This is a genomic window from Pseudomonas alcaligenes (assembly GCF_014490745.1).
Taxonomy (GTDB): Bacteria; Pseudomonadota; Gammaproteobacteria; order Pseudomonadales; family Pseudomonadaceae; genus Aquipseudomonas; species Aquipseudomonas alcaligenes_C.
In genome coordinates this window covers 1,122,867-1,148,257 of sequence record NZ_LZEU01000001.1, presented here as the reverse complement: position 1 = coordinate 1,148,257, position 25,391 = coordinate 1,122,867, and the positions used below count along the sequence as shown (strand labels likewise).

Annotated in this window: 25 protein-coding genes; 23 read left to right on the top strand and 2 right to left on the bottom strand. The window is 66.4% G+C overall.

Features of this window, described 5'->3' with window-relative positions; translation table 11 throughout:
• The first annotated feature begins 2 nt into the window (after positions 1–2).
• From A9179_RS05140 to A9179_RS05125, 4 genes are all read left to right on the top strand, one after another.
• Positions 3–614 carry a LysE/ArgO family amino acid transporter gene (locus tag A9179_RS05140; protein WP_187804764.1) on the top strand — a complete coding sequence of 204 codons (612 nt, stop codon included), beginning with the start codon at positions 3–5 and terminating at the stop codon, positions 612–614.
• 82 nt (positions 615–696) lie between these two features.
• Positions 697–1,512: an EamA family transporter gene (locus A9179_RS05135; RefSeq protein WP_223123312.1), complete on the top strand. Its 816-nt coding sequence runs from the start codon at positions 697–699 to the stop codon at positions 1,510–1,512.
• Between the two features lie 231 nt (positions 1,513–1,743).
• Complete coding sequence (gene sodB, locus A9179_RS05130) at positions 1,744–2,325, top strand: superoxide dismutase [Fe] (protein WP_160078608.1); 582 nt, start codon at positions 1,744–1,746, stop codon at positions 2,323–2,325.
• 395 nt (positions 2,326–2,720) lie between these two features.
• Positions 2,721–4,784: a putative bifunctional diguanylate cyclase/phosphodiesterase gene (locus A9179_RS05125; RefSeq protein ID WP_187804762.1), complete on the top strand. Its 2,064-nt coding sequence runs from the start codon at positions 2,721–2,723 to the stop codon at positions 4,782–4,784.
• A gap of 296 nt (positions 4,785–5,080) precedes the next feature.
• Here A9179_RS05125 and lptG read toward each other — a convergent pair whose 3' ends face one another.
• Both lptG and lptF read right to left on the bottom strand, forming a co-directional pair.
• Positions 5,081–6,142 carry an LPS export ABC transporter permease LptG gene (lptG, locus tag A9179_RS05120; protein WP_187804761.1) on the bottom strand — a complete coding sequence of 354 codons (1,062 nt, stop codon included), beginning with the start codon at positions 6,140–6,142 and terminating at the stop codon, positions 5,081–5,083.
• On the bottom strand, positions 6,129–7,268 hold the full coding sequence (gene lptF, locus A9179_RS05115) for an LPS export ABC transporter permease LptF (protein ID WP_187804760.1): 1,140 nt from the start codon (positions 7,266–7,268) through the stop codon (positions 6,129–6,131). Before lptF ends, lptG begins: the two co-directional genes overlap by 14 nt.
• Before the next feature lie 143 nt (positions 7,269–7,411).
• Between lptF and A9179_RS05110 the strand changes: the two genes are divergently transcribed.
• The 19 genes from A9179_RS05110 (at position 7,412) to A9179_RS05020 (ending at position 25,324) form a co-directional block, all read left to right on the top strand.
• On the top strand, positions 7,412–8,896 hold the full coding sequence (locus tag A9179_RS05110) for a leucyl aminopeptidase (RefSeq protein ID WP_187804759.1): 1,485 nt from the start codon (positions 7,412–7,414) through the stop codon (positions 8,894–8,896).
• A complete protein-coding gene (locus A9179_RS05105; protein WP_187804758.1) occupies positions 8,893–9,309 on the top strand; it encodes a DNA polymerase III subunit chi in 417 nt (138 codons plus the stop codon). Before A9179_RS05110 ends, A9179_RS05105 begins: the two co-directional genes overlap by 4 nt.
• A 116-nt stretch (positions 9,310–9,425) precedes the next feature.
• Positions 9,426–9,950, top strand: coding sequence for a DNA polymerase III subunit chi (locus A9179_RS23150; protein WP_187804757.1), 525 nt, complete (start codon positions 9,426–9,428; stop codon positions 9,948–9,950).
• A 116-nt stretch (positions 9,951–10,066) separates the two neighbouring features.
• Positions 10,067–12,898: a valine--tRNA ligase gene (locus A9179_RS05095; protein WP_187804756.1), complete on the top strand. Its 2,832-nt coding sequence runs from the start codon at positions 10,067–10,069 to the stop codon at positions 12,896–12,898.
• 48 nt (positions 12,899–12,946) lie between these two features.
• Entirely contained in the window at positions 12,947–13,405 is a 459-nt protein-coding gene (locus A9179_RS05090; RefSeq protein WP_187804755.1) for a hypothetical protein, read from the top strand.
• A 65-nt stretch (positions 13,406–13,470) separates the two neighbouring features.
• Entirely contained in the window at positions 13,471–14,826 is a 1,356-nt protein-coding gene (nhaD, locus tag A9179_RS05085) for a sodium:proton antiporter NhaD (RefSeq protein WP_187804754.1), read from the top strand.
• 20 nt (positions 14,827–14,846) lie between these two features.
• A complete protein-coding gene (locus A9179_RS05080; protein WP_187804753.1) occupies positions 14,847–15,143 on the top strand; it encodes a winged helix-turn-helix domain-containing protein in 297 nt (98 codons plus the stop codon).
• Between the two features lie 24 nt (positions 15,144–15,167).
• Positions 15,168–15,728: a VTT domain-containing protein gene (locus A9179_RS05075; protein ID WP_187804752.1), complete on the top strand. Its 561-nt coding sequence runs from the start codon at positions 15,168–15,170 to the stop codon at positions 15,726–15,728.
• 150 nt (positions 15,729–15,878) lie between these two features.
• Positions 15,879–16,841: a YbgA family protein gene (locus A9179_RS05070; protein ID WP_187804751.1), complete on the top strand. Its 963-nt coding sequence runs from the start codon at positions 15,879–15,881 to the stop codon at positions 16,839–16,841.
• Positions 16,841–17,755 (top strand): MerR family transcriptional regulator, encoded by a 915-nt coding sequence (locus tag A9179_RS05065; RefSeq protein WP_187804750.1) that lies wholly within the window; start codon positions 16,841–16,843, stop codon positions 17,753–17,755. The genes A9179_RS05070 and A9179_RS05065 overlap by 1 nt, the downstream gene beginning before the upstream one ends.
• 10 nt (positions 17,756–17,765) lie before the next feature.
• Positions 17,766–19,205, top strand: a complete 1,440-nt coding sequence (phrB, locus tag A9179_RS05060) for a deoxyribodipyrimidine photo-lyase (RefSeq protein WP_187804749.1) — start codon at positions 17,766–17,768, stop codon at positions 19,203–19,205.
• A complete protein-coding gene (locus tag A9179_RS05055; RefSeq protein WP_187804748.1) occupies positions 19,198–19,620 on the top strand; it encodes a nuclear transport factor 2 family protein in 423 nt (140 codons plus the stop codon). The genes phrB and A9179_RS05055 overlap by 8 nt, the downstream gene beginning before the upstream one ends.
• Positions 19,617–20,372, top strand: a complete 756-nt coding sequence (locus A9179_RS05050) for an SDR family NAD(P)-dependent oxidoreductase (RefSeq protein ID WP_187804747.1) — start codon at positions 19,617–19,619, stop codon at positions 20,370–20,372. The genes A9179_RS05055 and A9179_RS05050 overlap by 4 nt, the downstream gene beginning before the upstream one ends.
• On the top strand, positions 20,369–21,616 hold the full coding sequence (locus tag A9179_RS05045) for an NAD(P)/FAD-dependent oxidoreductase (protein ID WP_187804746.1): 1,248 nt from the start codon (positions 20,369–20,371) through the stop codon (positions 21,614–21,616). The genes A9179_RS05050 and A9179_RS05045 overlap by 4 nt, the downstream gene beginning before the upstream one ends.
• Positions 21,613–22,404, top strand: coding sequence for a DUF1365 domain-containing protein (locus A9179_RS05040; protein WP_187804745.1), 792 nt, complete (start codon positions 21,613–21,615; stop codon positions 22,402–22,404). Before A9179_RS05045 ends, A9179_RS05040 begins: the two co-directional genes overlap by 4 nt.
• Complete coding sequence (locus A9179_RS05035; RefSeq protein ID WP_187804744.1) at positions 22,391–23,665, top strand: SAM-dependent methyltransferase; 1,275 nt, start codon at positions 22,391–22,393, stop codon at positions 23,663–23,665. The genes A9179_RS05040 and A9179_RS05035 overlap by 14 nt, the downstream gene beginning before the upstream one ends.
• A 118-nt stretch (positions 23,666–23,783) precedes the next feature.
• A complete protein-coding gene (locus A9179_RS05030) occupies positions 23,784–24,287 on the top strand; it encodes a DUF2878 domain-containing protein (RefSeq protein WP_187804743.1) in 504 nt (167 codons plus the stop codon).
• A 104-nt stretch (positions 24,288–24,391) separates the two neighbouring features.
• On the top strand, positions 24,392–24,859 hold the full coding sequence (locus tag A9179_RS05025; RefSeq protein ID WP_187804742.1) for an outer membrane lipoprotein: 468 nt from the start codon (positions 24,392–24,394) through the stop codon (positions 24,857–24,859).
• Between the two features lie 9 nt (positions 24,860–24,868).
• Positions 24,869–25,324 carry a sn-glycerol-3-phosphate transporter gene (locus A9179_RS05020; protein WP_187804741.1) on the top strand — a complete coding sequence of 152 codons (456 nt, stop codon included), beginning with the start codon at positions 24,869–24,871 and terminating at the stop codon, positions 25,322–25,324.
• Positions 25,325–25,391 lie beyond the last annotated feature (67 nt).

Genomic DNA, 25,391 nt, shown 5'->3' with positions numbered 1-25,391 from the left:
CCATGTGGCAGAGCTATGTGAACGGCCTGCTGGTAGCCGCCGGGCTGATCATCGCCATCGGCGCGCAGAACGTCTTCGTCCTGGCGCAGAGCCTGCGTCGCGAGCATCACCTGCCGGTCGCCGCGCTGTGCGTGCTGTGCGATGCGCTGCTGGTCGCCGCCGGGGTGTTCGGCCTGGCCGCCCTGCTGGCGCAGAGCCCGCTGCTGCTGAGCATCGCCCGCTGGGGCGGCGGCGCCTTCCTACTCTGGTACGGCAGCCTGGCGCTGCGCCGCGCCCTGCACCCGCAAGCCCTGCAGCAGGATCGCGATAGCGGCCCACGCTCGCGCCGCGCGGTACTGCTGGCGGCCCTGGCGGTGACCCTGCTCAATCCGCACGTGTACCTGGATACCGTGCTGCTGATCGGCTCGCTCGGCGCCCAGCAACCGGTACCCGGCGCCTATGCCCTGGGCGCGGCCAGCGCCTCGCTGATCTGGTTCTTCAGCCTGGCCCTCGGAGCCGCCTGGCTGGCCCCCTGGCTGGCGCGCCCGGCCACCTGGCGCCTGCTCGACCTGTCCGTGGCGGCGATGATGTTCGCCGTGGCCTGGCAACTGCTGGTGCACGCGCCACAGCTGTAATCGCGGCGGCTAGGGCGCTATCCTGCAACCCTCGTCGCCAGCCAGGAAGCCGCGCGTGGATTCGAGCGTATTTGCCGTGGTGATGGCCGCCGCGCTGCTGCATGCCGGCTGGAACGCCCTGCTGAAGATCGGCCTGGATCGCTACCTCACCGCCTCGCTGATCCAGATCGGCGCCGGCCTGCTGACCCTCCCGGCACTACCCCTGGTCAGCCTGCCGGTGGCCGGCGCCTGGCCCTGGATCGCCCTCTCCGCCCTGCTCCACATCGGCTACAACCTGTTCCTCGCACGCGCCTACCAGCATGGCGACCTCGGCCATGTCTACCCGCTGGCGCGCGGCAGCTCACCCCTGATAGTCGCCGGACTGGCGCTGCTGGTCGGCGATACCCTGGGTCTGGCGCAGTGGCCTGGACTGCTGGTGCTGGTGGGCGGTATCTGGCTGATGGCCTGGCGCGGCGGCCACACCAGCGCGCCGCTCAACCGTCCCCTGCTGGGCAATGCCCTGGCTACCGCCGCCTGCATCGCCGGCTACACCCTGGCCGATGCCATGGGCGCGCGCAGCAACCAGGATGCCCTCGGCTATGCGCTGTGGCTGTTCGCTGTCAACGGCGCGGTGGCGGCGCTGCTGATCACCCAGCGCCGCGGCCCGCGTATCTTTCTGCAGCTGGGCCCGCACTGGCGCAGCGGCCTGGCCGGTGGCGGCATGTCGATGCTGGCCTACAGCCTGGTGATCTGGGCCATGACCCAGGCGCCCATTGCCCTGGTCTCGGCCCTGCGCGAAAGCAGCGTGCTGTTCGCCCTGCTGATCGGTTACCTGTTCCTGCGCGAACCCATGCCCAGCGCACGCCTGCTGGCCTGCTGCGTGATCGCCGGCGGCGTGGCGCTGCTCAAGCTGGGCTGATGTTCCTGGCACCTCCAGCGCCGCCCACGGTCACAAGCCACTGAGCCGGCAAAGCCCCTGGAATCGGCTTTTCCACACAGTTGCTGCGTGGTTAAGGGCTAGCTCGGATGCTATGATCCCGGGCTCGCGGCACATTAAAGAGTACAAACTCGTCGCCGCCCGTATTCCGGCCGCCCCGTGAACGGCCTCGCGCTAGTCGCACATATCCCGACCTGATGAAGGAGATAGACCATGGCTTTCGAATTGCCGCCGCTGCCGTACGAGAAAAACGCCCTCGAGCCGCACCTGTCCGCCGAGACCCTGGAGTTCCACCACGGCAAACACCACAACGCCTACGTGGTGAACCTGAACAACCTGGTGCCGGGCACCGAGTTCGAAGGCAAGAGCCTGGAAGAAATCATCAAGACTTCCTCCGGCGGCGTGTTCAACAACGCGGCGCAGATCTGGAACCACACCTTCTACTGGAACTGCCTGAGCCCGAACGGCGGCGGCCAACCGACTGGCGCCCTGGCTGATGCCATCAACGCCACCTTCGGTTCCTTCGACAAGTTCAAGGAAGAGTTCAGCAAGACCTCCATCGGCACCTTCGGCTCCGGCTGGGGCTGGCTGGTGAAGAAGGCCGACGGTTCCCTGGCCCTGGCCAGCACCATTGGCGCCGGCTGCCCGCTGACCAGCGGCGACACCCCGCTGCTGACCTGCGACGTGTGGGAACACGCCTACTACATCGACTACCGCAACCTGCGTCCGAAGTACGTCGAGGCATTCTGGAACCTGGTCAACTGGGACTTCGTGGCGAAGAACTTCGCTGCCTAAGTCGCAACCAGCTCCACGGAAAACCCGGTCCAGGCCGGGTTTTCTGCTTTCTGCACCAGCACTTTTGCCGCGACCGATTCCAGGCATTCGAGCCGGCTTATATATAGTCGCCTGTCGTAGCCACAGGGCCCTGCGCAAGAGCACAGCTCCTTTGCGACAGACCAGCCAGGCCTGCGCCGCTCCAGGGTCAGTCGACGAACTCGCCACAGGACGCTTTCAGCAAGAGGTTGCACGACGAACAGGCACGTGCAAACTGTCTCAGCTATGAAACAGGTAGCACACTGACACAAGGCAAAAAAACCGCTTTATGACGTAATGGCCCTTTGACGGCTCACGCGCATTTGCCAATACTCACAGCGATTACAAGCCTCCGGCGGCGAACAAGGAATACCCATTTGAAGCTGGAACTGAAAAACAGCCTGTCGCTCAAGCTGCTTCGTGTTGTCCTGTTGTCGGCACTCGTGGTTGGGGTAGTGCTGAGCTGTGGGCAGATCGTCTTCGACATCTACAAGACCCGCCAGGCAGTGGCCAGCGACGCACAACGCATTCTCGGCATGTTCCGCGACCCCTCGACGCAGGCGGTCTACAGCCTCGATCGCGAGATGGGCATGCAGGTCATCGAAGGCCTGTTCCAGCACGAAGCGGTGCGCTACGCCGCCATCGGCCATCCCAACGAACCCATGCTTGCCGAGCGTTCGCGCGAGCTGAACAGCTCCGCCACCCGCTGGATCACCGACCCCATCCTCGGCAAGGAACAGACCTTCACCACCCAGCTGGTGGGCAAGGGGCCGTACAGCGAGTACTACGGCGACCTCAGCATCACCCTCGACACCGCCACCTACGGCGAAAACTTCATCACCACCTCGGTGATCATCTTCGTCTCCGGCGTACTGCGTGCCATGGCCATGGGCCTGGTGCTGTACCTGGTCTACCACTGGCTGCTGACCAAGCCGCTGTCGAAGATCATCGAGCACCTGACCAATATCAATCCGGATCGCCCCAGCGAGCACAAGCTGCCGATGCTGCGCGGCAACGAGAAGAACGAGCTGGGCCTGTGGATCAACACGGCCAACGAGCTATTGGCCTCGATCGAGCGCAACACCCATTTACGCCGCGAGGCGGAGAACAGCCTGCTGCGCATGTCGCAGTACGACTTCCTCACCGGCCTGCCCAACCGCCAGCAACTGCAGCAGCAGCTCGACCAGATCCTCGAGGACGCTGGGCGCCTGCAGCGCCGCGTGGCCGTACTGTGCGTCGGCCTGGACGACTTCAAGGGCATCAACGAACAGTTCAGCTACCAGACCGGTGACCAGCTGCTGCTGGCCCTGTCCGACCGCCTGCGCAGCCACAGCGGCCGCCTCGGCGCCCTGGCCCGCCTGGGGGGCGACCAGTTCGCCCTGGTGCAGGCCGATATCGAACAGCCTTACGAAGCGGCCGAGCTGGCGCAGAGCATCCTCGACGACCTGGAGGCGCCCTTCGCTCTCGAACAGCAGGAAGTGCGCCTGCGCGCCACCATCGGCATCACCCTGTTCCCGGAAGACGGCGACAGCACCGAGAAGCTGCTGCAGAAAGCCGAACAGACCATGACCCTGGCCAAGAGCCGCTCGCGCAACCGCTACCAGTTCTACATCGCCAGCGTCGACAGCGAGATGCGCCGCCGCCGCGAGCTGGAGAAGGATCTGCGCGAAGCCCTCGCCCGCGGCGAGCTGCACCTGGTCTACCAACCGCAGATCGACTACCGCGACCACCGCGTGGTCGGCGTCGAGGCCCTGCTGCGCTGGCAGCACCCGCAGCACGGTTTCGTGCCGCCGGATCTGTTCATCCCGCTGGCCGAGCAGAACGGCACCATCATCGCCATCGGCGAATGGGTGCTCGACCAGTCCTGCCGCCAGTTGCGCGAATGGCACGACCAGGGCTTCACCGAGATGCGCATGGCGGTCAACCTGTCCACCGTGCAGCTGCACCACGCCGAACTGCCGCGCATGGTCAGCAACCTTCTACAGGTTTACCGCCTGCCGGCACGCAGCCTGGAGCTGGAAGTCACCGAAACCGGCCTGATGGAAGACATCACCACCGCCGCCCAGCACCTGCTCAGCCTGCGCCGTGCCGGTGCGCTGATCGCCATCGACGACTTCGGTACCGGCTACTCCTCGCTGAGCTACCTGAAGAGCCTGCCGCTGGACAAGATCAAGATCGACCGCAGCTTCGTCCAGGACGTGCTGGAGGACGAGGACGACGCCACCATCGTGCGTGCCATCATCCAGCTGGCCAAGAGCCTGGGCATGCAGGTGATCGCCGAAGGGGTGGAAACGGTCGAGCAGGAGTCCTACATCATCGCCCAGGGCTGCAACGAGGGTCAGGGCTACCTGTACAGCAAGCCGATCCCGGCCCGCGAAGTCACCCTCTACCTCAAGCAGGCCCGCCGCCTGAGCAATGCCGGCAACCCCGCCACGCTCTGAGCCAAAGCCACACCAACAATGCCCGCCCTGTGCGGGCATTGTTGTTTCTGGGCAAGTACCTGCCCAGCAACGCACCTGCTCTGCGTGCGGTGTAGATAATGATCGTAGAGACTCTTGCATCGCAGTGACGGCGGAGAGCGCCGCTCCCGCTGTTAGCCCAACAGCTCACTACGTTTGACAGGGCCATCGGCAGCAACGCGGGTTGCACCCGCCCTACTCCGCCGTCGTGCAGCAGGCACTTCCTGCAGAAACAAAAAGGCCGGGACAAGCCCGGCCTTTTCTGTGCATCCGTTTCGTCAGGAGGCCCGTCGCAGCAGGAACACCCCCGCCACCCCGCAGATCAGTGCCGGCACCAGCACCGCCAGCAGCGGCGAGAAGCCGAACACCAGGCTCGACGGGCCGAGCAGATCCTGGGCAATGCGGAACACGAAGCCCACCAGCACGCCGGTGAACACGCGCTGACCGAGGGTCACCGAGCGCAGCGGGCCGAAGATGAAGGAGATCGCCATCAACACCAGCGCGGCGGTCACCAGCGGCTGCAGCAGCTTGGTCCAGAACGCCAGCCAGTAGTTGCCGTTGTTCAGGCCCTGCTCGGACAGGTAGCGGATATAGCGCCACAGCCCGGAAATCGACAGCGCCTCGGGCTCCATCACCACGGTGCCGAGCAGTTGCGGGTTGAGCTCGACATCCCAGCGCTCGCTGGGCGACTCCACCACTTCGGTGCTCTTGTCATGGAACTGAGTGGTCTTGACCTCTTCCAGCAGCCAGTGGTCACCCTGGAACAGGGCGCGGCGGGCGAAGCTGGCGGAGAGCATGTGGCGCTGATCGTCGAACTGGTAGCGGGTCACGCCGAACAGCTTGCCATTGGGCTGCACCGCGTTGATATGCACGAACTCCTGGCCCTGACGGTGCCACAAGCCGCGTTTGGAGCTCTGCGCCTCGCCGCCGCCCTGAGCCATGGAACGCTGCGCCTGGGCCAGGTTCTCGCTCCAGGGTGCCAGGTATTCGCCGATCAGTACGCCGACCAGCATCAGCACCAGCATCGGCTTCATCACTGCCCAGACGATGCGCCCGACCGATACCCCGGCGGCGCGCATGATGGTCAGCTCGCTGTTGCTGGCCAGGCTGCCGAGGCCGATCAGGCAGCCGATCAGCGCCGCCATCGGCAGCATCTCGTAGACCCGCCGCGGCAGGGTCAGCAGCACATAGATCAGCGCTTCCTGGGTGCCGTAGCTATCGCTCAGGTCGCCCAGTTCGTCGATGAAGGCAAACAGCAGAGCCAGGCCGACGATGATGCCGAGCACCGAGAGAATGGCGAAGAACACACTGGTGCCGATGTAGCGATCAAGCCTGACCATGAGCCATCTCCTTAACAGCGCGGCGACTGGCCAGCTTGAGTTGCAGGGGTTGCCAGAGGAACAGCCCCAGTCCGATCAGCAGGAACAGGCCGTGCACCCACCACAGGCCCAGCTCCATGGGAATCTTGCCCTTGTCCAGCTGGCCACGGGCACCGATCAGCAGCGACAGGTAGGCCATGTACAGCAGGATCGCCGGCAGCAGCTTGAGGAAACGGCCCTGGCGCGGGTTGACCCGGGCCAGCGGCACCGCCAGCAGGGTGACCACGAACACCAGCAGCGGAATCGACAGACGCCATTGCAGCTCGGCCTGGTGGCGCGGATCGTCGCTGCCGATCAGCTCGCGGGTCGGAATCGCCTCGCGCTCGCCGATCTCGGTGCTGACTTCCGGCTTGGGCAGCAGCACGCCATAGGTGTCGTACTTGATCGCGCGGTAATCGGCCTGGCCCGGATTGCCATCGTAGCGATAGCCGTTTTCCAGGATCAGGTAGCGACTGCCATCGGCCTGGATTTCCTGGCGCCCCTTCTCGGCCACCAGTACGGCGATGCCCGGGGCCTTCTTGTCCTTGGCATCGCTGCCGGTGCGCAGACGCTTCTCGGAGATGAACACGCCGGACAGCTGGCCGCGGTCTTCCGACAGGGATTCGGTGTAGGTCACTCGCGAACCGTCGCGCATGGCCTGGAAGCGGCCGGGCACCAGGGTGTCGAATTCGGTCAGGGCATCCTGCTCGTTGAGGATGCGCATCTGCCCGGCCACCCCTTGCGGCGCCAGCCCCAGGCTCAGCCAGGCGGTCAGCACGGCGACCAGCGCGGCCGGCGCCAGGGTGTAGGCCAGCAGGCGCTTGTGGCTCATGCCGGTGGCGGCCAGCACAGTCATTTCGCTGTCCAGGTACAGGCGCCCGTAGGCCAGCAGGATGCCGAGGAACAGGCCCAGCGGCAGGATCAGCTCGAGGAAGCCGGGCAGGCGGTAACCCATGATCATGAACAGCACGCCCGGGTCGAGCAGTCCTTGCGCGGCCTGGGACAGGTACTTGATGAAGCGCCCGCTCATGATGATCACCAGCAGCACGGCGCTGACCGCGCTGAGGGTCGTCAGCAGTTCACGGGACAGATAACGGAAGACAATCAAACCAGACGCTCCAGGGTTGTCAGGCTCAGGCGGCTACGCTCAAACTAGCCGCACAGTTGCCGGCCCGCCACGCGGGCAGGCCCTTGAAAAAATAGCCGGCATTATCCTGCAAACCCGGCCCTTTGTCTTGGGGACAGCTCACCATGGAATTCCTCGTCAAAAGCGTTCGTGCGGAAACCCTGAAGACCGCCACCCTGGTGGTTGCCATCGGCGAAGGCCGCAAACTGGGCGTTGCTGCCAAGCTCGTGGACGACGCCAGCGGCGGTGCCATCAGCACCCTGCTCAAGCGCGGCGACATCGCCGGCAAGTCCGGTCAGACCCTGCTGCTGCACAGTCTGCCGGGCCTCAAGGCCGAGCGCGTGCTGCTGGTCGGCAGCGGCAAGGGCGAGCTGTCTGACCGCCAGTACCGCAAATTGGTTGCATCGGTGCATGGCGTACTCAAGGGCCTGGGCGGCAGCGATGCCGTACTGGCGCTGGACGAGCTCAAGGTCAAGGGCCGCGATGCCTACGGCAAGGCACGCCTGCTGGTGGAAACCCTGGCCGACGGCGGCTATGTGTTCGACCAGTTCAAGAGCAAGAAGGCCGAGCCCAAGGCACTGAAGAAGATCACCCTGCTGGTCGACAAGGCCGCCCAGGCCGACACCGAGCGCGGCAGCCTGCATGCCCAGGCCATCGCCAGCGGCATGGCCTTCACCAAGGATCTCGGCAACCTGCCGCCGAACCTCTGCCACCCCAGCCACCTGGCCGAACAGGCCAAGGCCCTGGCCAAGGCGCACAAGAACCTCAAGGTCGACATTCTCGACGAGAAGAAACTCAAGGAGCTCGGCGCCGGCGCCTTCCTCGCCGTGGCCCAGGGCAGCGAGCAGCCGCCGCGGATGATCGTGCTGCACTACACCGGTGGCAAGAAGGACGAGCAACCCTTCGCCCTGGTCGGCAAGGGCATCACCTTCGATACCGGTGGCATCAGCATCAAGCCGGCCGCCGGCATGGACGAGATGAAGTACGACATGTGCGGCGCCGCCAGCGTGCTCGGCACCCTGCGTGCCGTGCTCGAGCTGCAGCTGCCGATCAACCTGGTGTGCCTGCTGGCCTGCGCCGAGAACATGCCCAGCGGCCGCGCCACCCGTCCGGGTGACATCGTCACCACCATGAGCGGGCAGACCGTGGAAATCCTCAACACCGACGCCGAAGGCCGTCTGGTGCTGTGCGATACCCTGACCTATGCCGAGCGCTTCAAGCCGCAGGCGGTGATCGACATCGCCACCCTCACCGGCGCCTGCGTGGTCGCCCTGGGCGCCAACGTCTCCGGACTGATGGGCAACAATGACGCGCTGGTGAAGCAGATCCTCAAGGCTGGCGAGCACGCCGACGACCGCGCCTGGCAGCTGCCGCTGTACGACGAGTACCAGGAACAGCTGGACAGCCCGTTCGCCGACATCGCCAACATCGGTGGGCCGAAGGCCGGCACCATCACCGCAGGCTGCTTCCTGTCGCGCTTCGCCAAGAGCTACCACTGGGCGCACCTGGATATCGCCGGTACCGCCTGGATCAGCGGCGGCAAGGACAAAGGCGCCACCGGCCGTCCGGTACCGCTGCTGACCCAATACCTGCTGGATCGGGTCAAGTGAAGGTCGAGTTCTACGTCCTTTCCTCCGCCACCCCGGAAGGCCGCCTGCGCGCGGCCTGCCAGCTGGCCAGCAAGGCCTGGAAGGCCGGCCTGCCGGTATTCCTGCGCGGCAGCGACGCCGCGCAATGCGCCGAGCTGGATCAGTTGCTGTGGCAGTTCCGCGCGGAATCCTTCATCCCGCACAACCTGCACGAGGAAGAACCGCAGGCGCCGATAGTCATCGGCCTGGATCAGCTTCCGGCGCAGAGTGGTGGCGTACTGCTCAACCTGCACCCGCAGCTGTCGCCGCACCTGGCGCAGTTCAGCCGGGTGATCGAGATCGTCAACCAGGAGCCGCAGTTGCTGGCCCTGTGCCGGGAAAATTTCCGCCAGTACCGCCAGTTGGGCCACGATCCGCAACGGGTCGAGCTCTGACCACAACGCACGTTGGCGTCGCCAGGCCCGGCCGCAGCGGGTAAAATCTGCGCCTTCAGCCATTAGCCACCCTGTTCGGCCCCCATGCGGTGCCGCACACAGGTTCAGAAGCCGCCATGGATATCCCCAAGCCGCCGAAGCCCGCCCATCTGCTGGATGACCTCGAAGCCATCCGCGAGCTGCTGGAAAAAGACCAGCTCGAGCCGCCGCTGCTGACCGACAGCCTGGACGACGACCTGCAGATCCCGCTGCTGTCGGACATCATCGAGCCCGGCCCGGCCCTGGCCAGCACCGCAGTGCCGACCCCGCCGCCGGTTGTCCCGCCGACGGTGCAGGCGGTGGTCAGCCGCCCACAGCCCAGCGTCCCCAGCCCTGCAGCCCCGGCACCTGCCCACTCCGCGCCCGCCCCGGCAGTGGCGGTTGCCGCCCCGACTGCCGCCAACAGCATCGGCCAGGCCGTGCAGCGCAGCCTCAGCACGCCCAGTGCCGCCGAACTGAACCGCCTGGACAGCGAACTGCGCGCCGCCGCACAGCTGATCCTGCAGGACGTGATCGACGACTTCGTGCCGCAGATCGAAGCCGAGCTCAAGCGCCGCCTCGACGCCCGCCTGGATCGTCTGATCAAGCCGCCGCGGGCCTGAGCCGCCCGCCCGCACCGCCAATCCGTCGTACCGCCGCCGGCCTTACCCCCGGCGCGCCATCCCCGTTATACTTGCCGGCTTTCCCGATCAGTTGCCAATACGGTCCCGCCGCACCCATGGACAAGACCTACCAGCCCCACGCCATCGAAACCGCCCTGTACGAGAACTGGGAGGCGAACAACTATTTCGCCCCGCAAGGTTCCGGTGAGCCCTACACCATCATGATCCCGCCGCCGAACGTCACCGGCAGCCTGCACATGGGCCACGGCTTCAACAACTCGATCATGGACTGCCTGATCCGCTTCCGCCGCATGCAGGGCCGCAACACCCTGTGGCAGCCGGGCACCGACCATGCGGGCATCGCCACGCAGATGGTGGTCGAGCGCCAGCTGGCCGCCGATGGCATCGGTCGCCATGACCTGGGTCGCGAGAAGTTCCTGGAGAAGGTCTGGGAGTGGAAGGAACAGTCCGGCGGCACCATCACCCGGCAGATCCGTCGCCTGGGCAGCTCGGTAGACTGGTCGCGCGAGCGCTTCACCATGGACGAGGGCCTGTCCGAAGCCGTTAAAGAGGCCTTCGTGCGCCTGCACCAGGACGGCCTGATCTACCGCGGCAAGCGCCTGGTCAACTGGGACACCAAATTCCACACCGCCATCTCCGACCTCGAAGTGGAAAACCACGACGAGAAGGGTCATCTGTGGAACCTGCGTTATCCGCTGGCCGACGGCAACAAGACCGCCGACGGCAAGGATTACCTGATCGTCGCCACCACCCGCCCGGAAACCATGCTCGGCGACAGCGCCGTGGCCGTGCACCCGGAAGACGAGCGCTACAAGGCCCTGATCGGCACCTTCGTCGAGCTGCCGCTGGTGGGCCGCCGTATCCCGATCATTGCCGACGACTACTGCGACCCCGAGTTCGGCACCGGCTGCGTGAAGATCACCCCGGCCCACGACTTCAACGACTATGAAGTCGGCAAGCGCCACAACCTGCCGCTGCTCAACATCTTCGACAAGAACGCCGCCGTGCTGGCCAAGGCCCAGGTGTTCAACATCGACGGCAGCGTCAACGCCGAGATCGACGGCAGCCTGCCGGCCGAGTACGCCGGCCTCGACCGCTTCGTCGCCCGCAAGCAGATCGTCGCCGCCTTCGAGGCCGCCGGCCTGCTGCAAAGCATCGACGACCACGCGCTGAAAGTGCCGAAGGGCGACCGCTCCGGCACCGTCATCGAGCCGTGGCTGACCGACCAGTGGTACGTCTCCACCAAGCCGCTGGCCGAGAAGGCCATCGCCGTGGTCGAGAGCGGCGAAATCCAGTTCGTGCCCAAGCAGTACGAGAACATGTACTTCAGCTGGATGCGCGACATCCAGGACTGGTGCATCAGCCGCCAGCTCTGGTGGGGCCATCGCATCCCGGCCTGGTACGACGACGCCGGCAACGTCTACGTTGGCCGCGACGAGGCGGAAGTACGCGCCAAGCACAACCTCGGCGACGCCAATCTGCGCCAGGACGAAGACGTGCTGGACACCTGGTTCAGCTCCGGCCTGTGGACCTTCTCCACCCTCGGCTGGCCGCAGCAGACCGACTTCCTCAAGACCTTCCACCCCACGGATGTTCTTGTAACGGGCTTCGATATCATCTTCTTCTGGGTCGCCCGGATGATCATGCTGTCCACCCACCTGACCGGGCAGATTCCGTTCAAGACCGTGTACGTGCACGGTCTGGTGCGCGACGGCCAGGGCCAGAAGATGTCCAAGTCCAAGGGCAACGTGCTCGACCCGCTGGACATTGTCGACGGCATCGATCTGGAAGCCCTAGTGGCCAAGCGCACCAGCGGCATGATGCAGCCCAAGCTGGCCGAGAAGATCGCCAAGCAGACCCGCGCCGAGTTCCCCGAAGGCATCGCCGCCTACGGCACCGACGCCCTGCGCTTCACCAACCTGGCGCTGGCCTCCACCGGTCGTGACATCAAGTTCGACATGGGCCGCGTCGAGGGTTACCGCAACTTCTGCAACAAGCTGTGGAACGCCGCCAACTTCGTCATCGAAAACACCGACAACCAGGACACCGGCGTCAATGGCGAAGCGGTCGAGCTGTCGCCGGTGGATCGCTGGATCATCTCCGCCCTGCAGCGCTGCGAGCAGGACGTGACCCGCCACCTCGACGCCTTCCGCTTCGACATGGCCGCCCAGGCCCTGTACGAGTTCATCTGGGACGAGTACTGCGCCTGGTACCTGGAGCTGGTCAAGCCGGTGCTGTGGGACGAAAACGCGCCGGTCGAGCGCCAGCGCGGCACCCGCCGCACCCTGGTGCGCGTGCTGGAAGTGATCCTGCGCCTGGCCCACCCGTTCATGCCCTTCATCACCGAAGAAATCTGGCAGCGCATCAAGGGCCAGGCCGGCAAGGACGGCGCCACCATCATGCTGCAGCCCTGGCCGGTGGCCGTTGATGCCCGCATCGACGCCGCCGCCGAAGGCGACATCGAATGGGTCAAGCAGCTGATGCTCGGCGTACGACAGATCCGTGGCGAGATGAAAATCTCCATGGCCAAACGCATCGACATCATCGTGCAGAACGCCGCGGCCTCCGACCTGCGCCGCCTGGCCGACTTCGAGCCGCTGCTCAGCAAGCTGGCCAAGCTGGAGTCGGTACGCGTGCTGGAAGCCTCCGAAGAAGCGCCGATGTCCGCCACCGCCCTGGTCGGCGAGATGCAGGTACTGGTGCCGATGGCCGGTCTGATCGACAAGGACGCCGAACTGGCGCGCCTGGACAAGGAAATCCAGCGCCTGCAGGGCGAAGTCCAGCGCGTCGGCGGCAAGCTGAGCAACGAAGGCTTCGTTGCCAAGGCCCCGGCCGAAGTGCTCGACAAGGAGCGCGCCAAGCTGGCCGAAGCCGAGCAGGCACTGGCCAAGCTGGTCGAGCAGCGCGAGAAGATCGCCAACCTGTAAGACGAAAGGGCCCGCCGATGCGGGCCTTTCTCTATCGGAGGTTTTGCCGTGCCGCTGACCCTGCGCTTCGAATCGGAGCTCCCCGCCAGCCGCGAGCAGGTCTGGAGCTGGATCACCGATGTGCAGCAGCTGCGTGCAGAGATGCGCCCCTGGCTGTGGATGAGCGCGCCGCGCGGCGTGCGCAACCTGCAGGACGTGCAGTGGCTGCCGGGCGAAGCGCTGTTCAGCAGCTGGCTATGGCTGTTCGGCTGCCTGCCCATCGGCATCTCACGCCTGACCCTGCTCGAACTCAGAACGGGCGAAGGCTTCGTCGAACAATCGCCGATGACCGGCATGCGTCTATGGCGCCATCAGCGCGATCTCGAAGCGACCCGCCAGGGCACGCGGGTCATCGATCGGTTGACGGTCGATTCCTGGCTACCGCAGGTGCTGGTAAAGGCCTTTCTTCAACTGTTCTTCGCCAGCCGCCACCGCGCCCTGCGCCGGCGTGCCGGAGCATCGCGGTGATACGTCACAGCGTGCACATAGCGGCACACGCCGCGGAACAATAACGACTGTTTGTGGAAGTGTTCATGTACCTACTGATGGCTCTGATCTTCGTCGCCGGCTACCTGTGTATCGCCTTCGAGCACCCGCTGAGGATCGACAAGGCCGCCTCGGCCATTCTCACCGCTGTGCTGTGCTGGACGGTACTGGTGCTGGGCGCCGAGAGCATCCTGCCCAACCTGGCTAGCCCGGACGAACATGCCATTACCGGTGAGCTGCGCCATCACCTCGGCGAGATCGCCGAGATTCTGTTCTTCCTGATGGGCGCAATGACCATAGTCGAGTTGATCGACGCCCATGACGGCTTCCGGGTGATCACCGAGCGCATCCGCACCAACCAACGCGTAACCCTGCTGTGGTTGATCGGCTTCATTACCTTCTTCCTCTCCGCCGTACTGGACAACCTGACCACCACCATTGTCATGGTCTCACTGCTGCGCAAGCTGATCGACGAGCGCCACGAGCGTTGGTTCTACGCCGGTATCGTGGTGATCGCCGCCAACGCCGGCGGCGCCTGGTCGCCGATTGGCGACGTCACCACCACCATGCTGTGGATCGGCAACCAGATCAGCGCCGATGGCATCGTCGGCCAACTGATCCTGCCCAGCCTGGTGTGCCTGCTGGTACCCCTGGCGGTCCTCAGTCTGACGATGAAAGGCGAGTTCCAGCGCCCGGCAACCAGCGCCGACGACGAGGATCACCGCGAGCCCACTACACCATTTGAACGCAACCTGGTGTTTGCCCTCGGTCTCGGCTCGCTGCTGTTCGTCCCGGTGTTCAAGACCGTCACCCACCTGCCGCCGTACATGGGCATCCTGCTCGGCCTGGGCGTGCTGTGGGTGGTCACCGAACTACTGCACCGTGGCAAGAATGCCGAGGACCGCCACCCGCTGTCGGTGGTCGGCGTGCTGCGCAAGATCGACACCACCAGCGTACTGTTCTTCCTCGGCATCCTGCTGGCCGTCTCCAGCCTGGCCACCGCCGGCCACCTGACCCAGGTCGCCAGCGCCCTGAAGGACAACCTGGGCAACGTCTACGCCATCAACATCGCCATCGGCCTGCTGTCCTCGGTGGTCGACAACGTGCCGCTGGTGGCCGGGGCGATGAAAATGTACCCGCTGGTGAGCGCCGAAGCCCTGGCCGCGGCAGGCAGCGACAGTGGCTGGCTCGGCCAGTTCGTCGTCGACGGTACCTTCTGGGAACTGCTGGCCTACTGCGCCGGTACCGGCGGCAGCTGCCTGATCATCGGCTCGGCGGCCGGGGTGGCGGCCATGGGCATGGAGCGCATCAACTTCCTCTGGTACCTCAAGCACATCAGCCTGCTGGCCCTGCTCGGCTACCTGGCCGGCGCCGCCACCTATATCGGCCTGGCCAGCCTGTAATCATCCGCCTGGAGTTGCCCATGGACGCGAGCAAGACCAAGACCAGTTTCTACCGCCGCCTGTACGTGGCCTGGCTGATCGACAGCGCCACGGCCAACAACGTGCCGGCGCTGATGGCCGCCACCGGCATGCCTCGGCGCACCGCCCAGGACACCCTGCTGGCCCTGGGCGAGCTGGATATCGACTGCGTCTTCGTCCAGCAGGACGGCGAGCGCAACAACGCCGGGCATTACGAGATCCGTGACTGGGGCGCCATCGACCGGCAGTGGATCGCCGCCAACCTGGTACGGATCAAGACCCTGCTCGGCTACCCCTGAGCCCGCTGGCGCCAGGAGACGGTGATGCGCCAATACGCCCGCCTGCTGCTGATCGGCCTGTTCCTCGGCGTGCTGTTTGCCGTGTTCCAGCTGTCCGGCCTGCGCCAGCACTTCAGCCTTGAATTCCTCCAGCACCTGCTGCTGGCCCACCGGCTCGGCGGGCTGCTGCTGTTCATCCTGCTGTTCGCCCTGGGCAACCTGATCCAGCTGCCGGGCTGGATCTTCCTGGCCGCCGCCGTGCTGGCCTTCGGCAAGACCTGGGGCGGCCTGGCGACCTACCTGGCTGCCTGCCTGTCGTGCCTGACCACTTTCGGCCTGATCCGCTGGATGGGCGGCAACGCCCTGCGCCAGCTGGACAATCGCCTGGCCCGACACATCCTCAGTCGCCTGGACGCCCACCCGCTGGGCAGCGTCATCCTGTTGCGCCTGCTGTTCCAGACCGTACCGCCGCTGAACTACGCCCTCGCCCTGTCCGGGGTGCGCTGGCGCCACTACCTGCTCGGCACCCTGCTCGGCCTGCCGCTGCCGATTACCCTCTACTGCCTGCTCTTCGACTACCTCGGCAAAACCCTGCAGATTGGCTGAAGCGGATCCGGTGCAAAGCGGGCATCTGCCAGTCGAAAACAAACCGCAGAAAAGTTGTACAAGGCACTTGTCTTGTACAAACCATGCCCTATGATTGCCTAAAGCTGTACAAGAAATAGATCTTGTACAAGAAACGCTGCAGGCCGTCCCATGCACACTGTCGCCCCCCACAAGCCCAGACTCGCCATCAGCGCCTGCCTGCTCGGTGCCGAGGTGCGCTACAACGGCGGACACAAGGCCTCACGCCTGTGCCGCGAGACCCTGGCCGAGCACTTCGAGTTCGTCCCCCTGTGTCCGGAAGTGGCCATCGGCCTGGGCGTGCCGCGCGAACCAATCCGTCTGGTGGGCGATCCACAGGCGCCGCGAGCAGTGGCCACCCGCGACCACCAGCGCGATGTCAGCCAGGCCCTGACTGACTACGGCACGCAGATGGCCGGTGAACTGGACGACATCTGCGGCTACATCTTCATGCAGCAATCGCCGTCCTGCGGGCTGCAGCGGGTCAAGGTCTACCAGGCCAACGGCACGCCCGCCGCCAGCACAGGCCGCGGTCTGTACAGCGCGGCCTTCTGCCGCCTGCGCCCGGATCTGCCGGTGGAAGAAGACGGCCGCCTCAACGACCCGGTGCTGCGCGAGAATTTCCTCACCCGCGTCTACGCCTATGCCGAATGGCAACGCCTGCTCGCCAGCGGGCTGAGCCGCCGCGCCATCACCGACTTCCACGCGCGCTACAAGTACCAGCTGATGGCCCACAACCCGCTGCAGTACCAGGCCCTCGGCCGCCTGCTCGGCGAGCTGGGCCGGCACGATCCGGCCGAGCTGGGGCCACGCTATTTCAGCCAGTTGATGACCGCCCTGCAGAAGTGCGCCACCCGTGGCACCCACAGCAACGTGCTGCAGCACCTGTGCGGCTACCTCAAGCAGGCCTTGAGCGGCGCCGAGAAGGCGGAACTGCAGCAACTGATCGAGCAATACCGCCGCGGCATCGTGCCGCTGGTGGTGCCGCTGACCCTGCTCAAGCACCACTTTCGCCAGCATCCCCACCACTATGTGGCGCAACAGGCCTACCTGCAGCCGCACCCGGAAAACCTCAGTTTGCGGAATGCCCTGTGATGGACGAACTGGACGACTACCAGGCCGCCCTCGCCCAGGGTTACCTGCCGATCCGCGAAGTGGCGCGCAGCACCGGGGTCAACCCGGTGACCCTGCGCGCCTGGGAGCGCCGCTACGGTCTGGTCGTACCACACCGCACGGCCAAGGGTCATCGCCTGTACTCCGCGGACAACGTGGCGCGCATCCAGGCCATCCTCACCTGGCTGGCGCGCGGCGTGGCGGTCGGCCAGGTGCGCGAGCTGCTGGAACAGCACGCTCCGGCCGATCCGGTGGCCGGCGACCTCTGGCAGACCCTGCGCCTGGGGCTGACCCACAGCATCGCCGGCCAGGCCACGCGCCAGCTGGACGAGCAGTTCAACCGGGCCCTGGCCCTCTATCCGCCGCATACCCTGTGTCAGCAGTTGCTGCTGCCGCTGTTCGCCGAGCTGGAACAGCGCTGGCAGAACGAGCCCTTCGGCGCTCAGCTGGAGCGGGTGTTCTTCCACTCCTGGCTGCGCAGCAAGCTAGGCGCCCGGCTGTACCACGACAATCGCCAGCAGAACGGCGCCCCGCTGCTGCTGCTCAACCTCAGCGACCTGCCGCTGGAGCCACGCCTGTGGCTGTGCGCCTGGCTGGCCAGCTGCGCCGGCTGCCCGGTGGAAGTGCTCGACTGGCCGCCGCCGCTGACCGAGCTGCCCCTGGCCCTGGATAACCTCGCGCCGCGCGCCGTGCTGCTGTATTCCAGCCAGGCCCTCGACGCCGGCCAGCTGCGCCGCGAGCTGCCACGCCTGCTCGGCAGCTGCACCGTGCCGCTGCTGCTGGTCGGTGCGGTGACGCAGATCCACGCCGAACAGCTGCACGACATCCCCGGCCTGCACCTGGCCGCCGACCCACTCGCCGCCGAAGAACTCCTGCGCCAGCAGGCGCTGTTGTAGAGGAACACCCATGCGCCAACTGATCTGGTTCCGTACTGACCTGCGGGTACAGGACAACACCGCCCTCGCCGCCGCCATGGCCGCCGGGCCGACCCTCGCCGTCTACCTGCTCAGCCCGCCGCAGTGGCTGGCGCACGACGACGCGCCGTGCAAGGTCGACTTCTGGCTGCGCAACCTGGTCGAGCTGCGCCAGCGCCTGGCCGCCCTCAACGTGCCGCTGCTGATCCGCCTGGAACCGTACTGGCGCGATGCACCGCAGGTGATCGCCGAACTGTGCCTGCAGCACGCCATCGACTGCGTGCACCTGAACGAGGAATACGGCATCCACGAAAGCCGCCGCGACCGCGCCGTGGCCGCCAGCCTGAAACCGCTCGGCATTAGCATGCGCAGCCATCTGGATCAGCTGTTCTTCGCCCCGGGCAGCGTGCTGACCCAGTCCGGCACTTACTTCCAGGTCTACAGCCAGTTCCGCAAGGTCTGCTACCAGCGCCTGCACACGAGCCTGCCTGGCCTGGTGCCACTGCCCGTGGCACAGGCGCCACTGGGCATCGCCAGCGACGCAGTCCCCGTGGCAGTAGACGGCTTCGCCCCCCCCAGCGCCAGCCTGCGCCAGCTCTGGCCAGCCGGCGAAGCGGCGGCCCAGGAACGCCTGGCGCTGTTCGCCGCGGAGCGCCTGAGCGATTACCAGGACTCGCGCGACTACCCGGCCATCCCCGGCACCAGCCAGCAGTCGGCCTACCTGGCCGCCGGGGTGATCTCGCCGCGCCAGTGCCTGCATGCAGCGCTGCGCGGCAACCAGGGCGAGTTCGACAGCGGCAACCCCGGCGCCGTCAGCTGGATCAACGAGCTGCTCTGGCGCGAGTTCTACAAGCACATCCTGGTCGGCTATCCGCGCGTCTCGCGCCACCGTGCCTTCCGCCTGGAAACCGAGGCGTTGCCCTGGCGCGATGCGCCGGATGACCTGGCCGCCTGGCAACAGGGGCGCACCGGCATCCCGCTGGTCGACGCGGCCATGCGCCAGCTGCTGGCCACCGGCTGGATGCACAACCGCCTGCGCATGGTGGTGGCGATGTTCCTGACCAAGAACCTGCTGATCGACTGGCGCGCAGGCGAACGTTTCTTCATGCGCCACCTGATCGACGGCGACCTGGCCGCCAACAACGGCGGCTGGCAGTGGAGCGCCTCCACCGGCACCGACGCGGCGCCCTACTTCCGCATCTTCAACCCGATCAGCCAGTCGCAGAAATTCGACCCGGACGGCCGCTTCATCCGCACCTGGGTGCCGGAACTGGCCGCCCTCAACAAGCGCGATATCCACGATCCGTCGGCCATGGGCGGGCTGTTCGGCGTCGCCGACTACCCACGCCCGATCGTCGACCTGGGCCACTCGCGCGAGCGCGTGCTGCAGGCCTTCAAGAGCCTGCAGCCGCTGGAGTCCAGCCATGTCTGACTACCTGCGCCGGTTCGCCGAACGCTTCGCCGGCCTGCATGCCGGCAACCTCGACCTGCTGCGCGAGCTGTACAGCGACGATGTGCTGTTTCGCGACCCGCTCCACGAGGTGCGTGGCCTGCCGGCCCTGCGTGGCTACTTCGGCGAGCTGTACGGCAACATCCAGCAGCTGCACTTCGAGTTCCACGGCTTTGATCAGGTCAGCGATGGTGAAGGCTACCTGCGCTGGAGCATGAGCTACCGCCACCCGCGCCTGCGCGGCGGCGCGCTGATCCGCGTCGATGGCTGCTCGCACCTGTTGTGGTGGGACAAGGTCTACCAGCACCGCGACTACTTCGATGCCGGCGCCCTGCTCTACGAGCATGTGCCGCTGCTCGGCCGGGTGATCGCCTGGCTGAAGGGGCGCCTGACATGAAGCGCATCTGGCTCACCGGCGCCAGCAGCGGCATCGGCGCGGCTCTGGCGGATGTTCTGCTGCTGCAGGGCCATCACCTGGCTGTCAGCGCACGCAATGCCGGCGCCCTGCACGCCCTGGCCGAGCGCTTTCCGCAGCAGGTGCTGCTGGCTCCCGGCGACCTGACGGACGCCGAGCAGGTGCAGGCCATCGGCGAGCGCATCGCCCGGCACTGGGGCGCACTGGACATGGCCATCCTCAATGCCGGCACCTGCGAGTACATCGAGGCCCGGCAGTTCGAGGCGGCGCTGGTCGAGCGGGTGATGAACAGCAACCTGCTTGCCACCAGCCACTGCATCGAGGCCGCCCTGCCGCTGCTGCGCAAGGGCGTGCAACCCCACCTGGTCGGAGTCGGCAGTTCGGTCACCTACCTGCCGCTGCCGCGTGCCGGTGCCTATGGCGCGTCCAAGGCGGCCCTGCGCTACCTGCTGGAATCCCTGCGTCTCGACCTGGCCAGCGAAGGCATCGCCGTCACCCTGGTCAGCCCGGGCTTCGTCGACACCCCGCTGACGCAGAAGAACGACTTCCCCATGCCGCTGCGCTGGCCGGTGGACAAGGCCGCCCGGCATATCGCCGAGCGCCTGGCGCGACGCCCCTACGAGATCGCCTTCCCCGGCCTGTTCATCGCCACCCTGAAACTGCTCGGCCACCTGCCCAAGGGCCTGCAACTGGCCCTGGGCAAACGCCTGGCACGCACGGAATCCCCATCATGAAAATCGCCATAGTCGGCAGCGGCATCGCCGGCCTGACCAGCGCCTACCTGCTCAACCGCCAGCACGATATCCAGGTGTTCGAGGCCGGCGACTGGATAGGCGGCCATACCCATACCGTGGACGTCGAAGTACAAGGCCGAAGCTATGCGATAGATACCGGCTTTATCGTATTCAACGACTGGACCTACCCCAACTTCATCCGCCTGCTCGACCAGCTCGGGGTGGCCTCGCAGCCCACCGAAATGAGCTTCTCGGTGCACGACCCGGCCAGCGGCGCCGAGTACAACGGCAACAACCTCAACAGCCTGTTCGCCCAGCGCCGCAACCTGCTCTCGCCACGCTTCTGGGGCATGCTGCGCGACATCCTGCGCTTCAATCGCGAAGCCCAGTTCGACCTGGCCGAGCAGCACATCGCCGCCGACCTGACGCTCGGCCAGTACCTGCAGCAGCGCGGCTATGGCCAGCGCTTCATCAACCATTACATCGTGCCGATGGGCGCGGCGATCTGGTCGATGTCGCTGGCCGACATGCTCGGCTTCCCGCTGCAGTTCTTCGTGCGTTTCTTCAAGAATCACGGCCTGCTCTCGGTCAGCAACCGCCCGCAGTGGCATGTGGTCAGCGGCGGCTCGCGCAGCTATGTGGCGCCCCTGTGCGCCGGCTTCGCCGAGAAGATCCGCCTGAACTGCCCGGTGCAGCGGGTCGAGCGCGACGCCGACGGGGTGACGGTGCACAGCACCGCCGGCAGCGAGCGCTTCGACGCCATCGTGTTCGCCTGCCACAGCGACCAGGCCCTGGCCCTGCTGGCCGAGCCGAGTGCGGCCGAGCGCGAGATCCTGGGTGCGCTACGCTACGCCGACAACGAGGTGGTGCTGCACACCGACACCCGCCTGTTGCCCGACCGCCCGCTGGCCTGGGCCAGCTGGAACTACCGCCTCGGCGGGCCGAGTGACCAGCCTGCGGCCGTCACCTACAACATGAACATCCTGCAGGGCATCGAGAGCGACAGCACCTTCTGCGTCAGCCTCAACCAGACCGCCGCCATCGACCCGGCCAAGATCCTCGGCCGCTACCGCTACGCCCACCCGCAATACAGCCTGGCCGGGCTCGCAGCGCAGGCGCGCTGGAGCGAGATCAGCGGCGTGCAGCACAGCCACTTCTGCGGCGCGTACTGGGCCAACGGCTTCCATGAAGACGGTGTGGTCAGCGCCCTGCGCGTCGCCGAAGCCTTCGGGGAGCGCCTGTGAACAGCGCCCTGTACAGCGGCTGGGTCGGTCACCGGCGCTTCCTGCCGCGCGGCCATGCCTTCCGCTATCGCATGGGCATGCTGTGGCTCGACCTCGACGAACAGGATGCCGTACTGGCCCTCTCGCCGCTGGCCGGGCGCTCGCGCTGGGCTGCTTTCGCCTTCCGCGAGACGGACTTCCTGCCGCAGCTCACCAGAAGCGGCGTGCGCCTGATCGATGCCGTGCGCCAACGGGTCGGCGCCGCCCTCGGCCACACCCCGCAAGGCCGCATCTGCCTGCTGGCGCAGCCACGCAGCTGGGGCCTGGCGTTCAACCCGGCCAGCTTCTTCTACTGCTTCGAGGCCGACGGCCGGCTGGCGGCGATCCTCTGCGAAGTCAGCAACACACCCTGGCGCGAGCGCTACCACTACGTGCTGCCGGCCAATCCCAGCGGCGAGTCGCGCCAGCGGGTGGCCAAGAGTTTCCATGTCTCGCCATTCCTGCCGCGCGAGCTGGAATACCGCATGCGCTTCTCCAACCCCGGCGAGCGCCTGCACATCCACATGGAGGACTGGCAGGGTGAAACCAAGCTGTTCGCCGCCAGCCTCGGCCTCCAACGCCACACCCTCGACCGCGCCAGCCTGCACCGCTACCTGCTGAGTTTCCCCTGGATGACCGGCAAGACCCTGCTCGGCATCTACTGGCAGGCCCTGCGCCTGCTGCTCAAGCGCATCCCGATCTTTTCCCATCAAGCGGCGACCGGCGAGTACCGCGTCGCCCATCTGGAGCCCCGCCATGAAAAGCCCTGACCTGACCTCTGCAAAATCCAGCGTGCGCGCCGGCAGCGGCCTGGGTGCCAGCCTGCTGCGCAGCGCCGTGCTGCGCCAGCTCGGCCAGCTGCGCCATGGCCAGCTGGCGATCATCGAGAATGGCGAGCGCCTGCTGTTCGGCCAGGCCGGTTCGCCGCTGCATGCGGAAATCCAGGTGCTCGACCCGGCGGTGTGGGGCCTGGTCGCCGGCAATGGTTCGATCGGCTCCGGCGAGGCCTATATCCACGGCTACTGGAGCACCCCGGACCTGACCGCGGTGATCCGCGTGTTCGTCAGCAACCTCGACGTCCTGGATGCCATGGAAGGTGGCCTGGCGCGCCTCGGCCGTCCGTTGATCCAGGGCCTGCACTGGCTCAATCGCAACACGCGCAAGGGCTCGCAGAGGAACATCGCCGCCCACTACGACCTCGGCAACCAGCTGTTCGAGCAGTTCCTCGACCCGACCATGATGTATTCGGCCGCCATGTTCGAAAGCACCGACGACAGCCTGGAACAGGCGCAGCTGAACAAGCTCGAGCGCATCTGCCAGAAGCTCGACCTGCAACCCAGCGACCACCTGCTGGAAATCGGCACCGGCTGGGGCAACATGGCCATCTACGCAGCCGTGCACTATGGCTGCAAGGTCACCACCACCACCCTGTCGAAAGAACAGTTCGCCTATACCCAGCGGCGCATCGAGGAACAGGGCCTGCAGGAGCGCATCACCCTGCTGCTCAAGGACTACCGCGACCTCGACGGCCAGTACGACAAGCTGGTGTCGATCGAGATGATCGAGGCGGTCGGCCACCGCTTCCTGCCCACCTACTTCCGCCAGTGCGCGCGCCTGCTCAAGGACGACGGGCTGATGCTGCTGCAATCCATCACCATCCGCGACCAGCGCTACGAACAGGCGAAAAACGCGGTGGACTTCATCCAGCGCTACATCTTCCCCGGCGGCGCCCTGCCCTCGGTACACAAGATGCTGGAAGTGATCACGCGCGACAGCGACCTCAACCTGCACCATATGGAAGACTTCGGCCTGCACTACGCACGCACCCTGCGCCTATGGCACGACGGCCTGCGCCGCGCCCGCCACCACCTGGAACAGCTCGGCTACGACGACTACTTCTACCGCCTGTGGGAGTTCTACCTGTGCTACTGCGAGGGCGGGTTCCTCGAGCGCACCATCGGCACCGCGCAACTGCTGCTGGCCAAGCCCAAGGCGCGCCCGGCACCGCTGCTGGGGCGTTTCAAAGCCTGAGCCTGAGTGTTTCGTAGGGTGGATGACACTTCTTGCATCCACCTTGGCGCCGCGCGCTGGATCGATGGGGCGCGATCCACCCTACAGCTTCGAAATCCGCACACTAACGGCCCGCCCCATGCCCCTGACAGCTCCGCGTTCGCTTCTCCTCAATGCCCTGCTGTTCCAGCTCGGCTGGTTCGCCTGCGTGTTCGGCGCCCAGCGCCCCTGGCTGCTGCTGATCGCTCTGGGCTGCCTGGCCGCGCACTTTGTCTGGGTCACTGCCTGGCGCGCCGAGTGGCGCCTGCTGGCCGGCGTGACGCTGTTCGGCAGTGTGCTGGACAGCAGCCTGCAGCAGCTCGGCGTCTTCGACTTTGCCGGCAGCAGCCCGCTGCTGCCACTGTGGCTGGCCATGCTATGGGCCCTGTTCGCCACCACCCTGAGCCACAGTCTGGCCTGGACGGCACGCCCCTGGTGGCTGGGCGCCGTGCTCGGTGGCTTGTCCGGGCCCCTTTCCTACTATGCCGGCGCCCGCCTGGCCGGGGTCGGGCTGCCGCTGGGCAGCGGCGCCACCCTGACCCTGCTCGCCGCCGTCTGGGCCGCCGTGCTGCCGCTGTGTCACCACCTGCGCGCCAGGCTCTGACGCCATCAGCGCTTCGTTCAGCTGTCGTTCAGCCTGGGTTCAGCCAGCGTTCAGCGGCCAGCCCGTAGCCTGTCCCCATCGAAACTTCCGTTGAGGACAGCCCCATGAAACGCTTCCCGATCCTGCTGCTCTGCGCCGCCATGAGTTCCGCCGTATTGCTCAGCGGCTGCGCCTCCAACCTGAACGGCAGCACTTACTCGCGGGCCGACGCCCGCGCCGTGCAGACGGTACGCATGGGCACAGTCGAGTCGCTGCGCCCGGTACAGATCGAAGGTACCCGCACGCCGATCGGCGCCATCGCCGGTGCCGCGGTCGGCGGCATCGCCGGCAGCGGTATCGGCGGCGGTCGCGGCAGCAGCATCGCCACCGTGCTCGGCGGCGTGGCCGGCGGCATGGCTGGGGCGGCGGCCGAGGAAGGCCTGACCCGCAGCCAGGGCGTGGAGATCGTGGTGCGCGAAGACAGCGGTGCGCTGCGTGCCTATGTCCAGGCCGTCGAGCCGAACCAGCTGTTCGCCGTCGGCGACCGCGTGCGCATCACCACGGTCAACGGCGCCAGCCGCGTCGTGCGCTGAGGAGGCCCCATGAAAGCCCTATGCCTAGCAGCGGCGCTGCTGGCCTGCACCAGTGCCGGCGCCGCCGAACAGGACTACTGGTACCTGCAGAGCAGTGTCTACACCACCCACTGGTCGCACGACCCGCAGCACAACAACCACCAGGAGCTTATCGGCCTGGAATACAACAAGGCCTCCGGCGAGCTGTACGGTGCGGCGACCTTCCGCAACTCCTTCCGCCAGCGCACCCAGTATGTGTATGCCGGCAAGCGCTTCGAGGCCGAGAGCTTGCCGGTCTACCTGAAGCTGACGGCTGGCGCCATCCAGGGCTATCGCGGCGAATACCGCGACAAGATCCCGCTGAACCGCTACGGCGTGGCCCCGGCGATCATCCCCTCGCTCGGTGCCCATATCGGCAACCTGGGCGCCGAGGCGGCGTTCTTCGGCAATGCCGGGGCGATGGTCAACCTGGGCCTGCGCATCTGAGCCAGGTAGTCAATCGAGCACGGGCGACGGCGCCGGTCGCCCCGCCTGCACAGCGATGGATGGCTGC

Excerpts from the sequence above, each read along its gene's own strand:
- A9179_RS05070 (WP_187804751.1), top strand. The coding sequence starts at position 15,879 with ATGCACACTGTCGCCCCCCACAAGCCCAGACTCGCCATCAGCGCCTGC.
- A9179_RS05030 (WP_187804743.1), top strand. The coding sequence starts at position 23,784 with ATGCCCCTGACAGCTCCGCGTTCGCTTCTCCTCAATGCCCTGCTGTTC.
- A9179_RS05025 (WP_187804742.1), top strand. The coding sequence starts at position 24,392 with ATGAAACGCTTCCCGATCCTGCTGCTCTGCGCCGCCATGAGTTCCGCC.
- A9179_RS05055 (WP_187804748.1), top strand. The coding sequence starts at position 19,198 with ATGTCTGACTACCTGCGCCGGTTCGCCGAACGCTTCGCCGGCCTGCAT.
- nhaD (WP_187804754.1), top strand. The coding sequence starts at position 13,471 with ATGTACCTACTGATGGCTCTGATCTTCGTCGCCGGCTACCTGTGTATC.
- A9179_RS05095 (WP_187804756.1), top strand. The coding sequence starts at position 10,067 with ATGGACAAGACCTACCAGCCCCACGCCATCGAAACCGCCCTGTACGAG.
- lptG (WP_187804761.1), bottom strand. The coding sequence starts at position 6,142 with ATGGTCAGGCTTGATCGCTACATCGGCACCAGTGTGTTCTTCGCCATT.
- A9179_RS23150 (WP_187804757.1), top strand. The coding sequence starts at position 9,426 with ATGGATATCCCCAAGCCGCCGAAGCCCGCCCATCTGCTGGATGACCTC.
- A9179_RS05140 (WP_187804764.1), top strand. The coding sequence starts at position 3 with ATGTGGCAGAGCTATGTGAACGGCCTGCTGGTAGCCGCCGGGCTGATC.
- A9179_RS05065 (WP_187804750.1), top strand. The coding sequence starts at position 16,841 with ATGGACGAACTGGACGACTACCAGGCCGCCCTCGCCCAGGGTTACCTG.
- A9179_RS05075 (WP_187804752.1), top strand. The coding sequence starts at position 15,168 with ATGCGCCAATACGCCCGCCTGCTGCTGATCGGCCTGTTCCTCGGCGTG.
- A9179_RS05080 (WP_187804753.1), top strand. The coding sequence starts at position 14,847 with ATGGACGCGAGCAAGACCAAGACCAGTTTCTACCGCCGCCTGTACGTG.
- A9179_RS05110 (WP_187804759.1), top strand. The coding sequence starts at position 7,412 with ATGGAATTCCTCGTCAAAAGCGTTCGTGCGGAAACCCTGAAGACCGCC.
- sodB (WP_160078608.1), top strand. The coding sequence starts at position 1,744 with ATGGCTTTCGAATTGCCGCCGCTGCCGTACGAGAAAAACGCCCTCGAG.
- A9179_RS05135 (WP_223123312.1), top strand. The coding sequence starts at position 697 with ATGGCCGCCGCGCTGCTGCATGCCGGCTGGAACGCCCTGCTGAAGATC.
- A9179_RS05050 (WP_187804747.1), top strand. The coding sequence starts at position 19,617 with ATGAAGCGCATCTGGCTCACCGGCGCCAGCAGCGGCATCGGCGCGGCT.
- A9179_RS05020 (WP_187804741.1), top strand. The coding sequence starts at position 24,869 with ATGAAAGCCCTATGCCTAGCAGCGGCGCTGCTGGCCTGCACCAGTGCC.
- phrB (WP_187804749.1), top strand. The coding sequence starts at position 17,766 with ATGCGCCAACTGATCTGGTTCCGTACTGACCTGCGGGTACAGGACAAC.
- A9179_RS05035 (WP_187804744.1), top strand. The coding sequence starts at position 22,391 with ATGAAAAGCCCTGACCTGACCTCTGCAAAATCCAGCGTGCGCGCCGGC.
- A9179_RS05045 (WP_187804746.1), top strand. The coding sequence starts at position 20,369 with ATGAAAATCGCCATAGTCGGCAGCGGCATCGCCGGCCTGACCAGCGCC.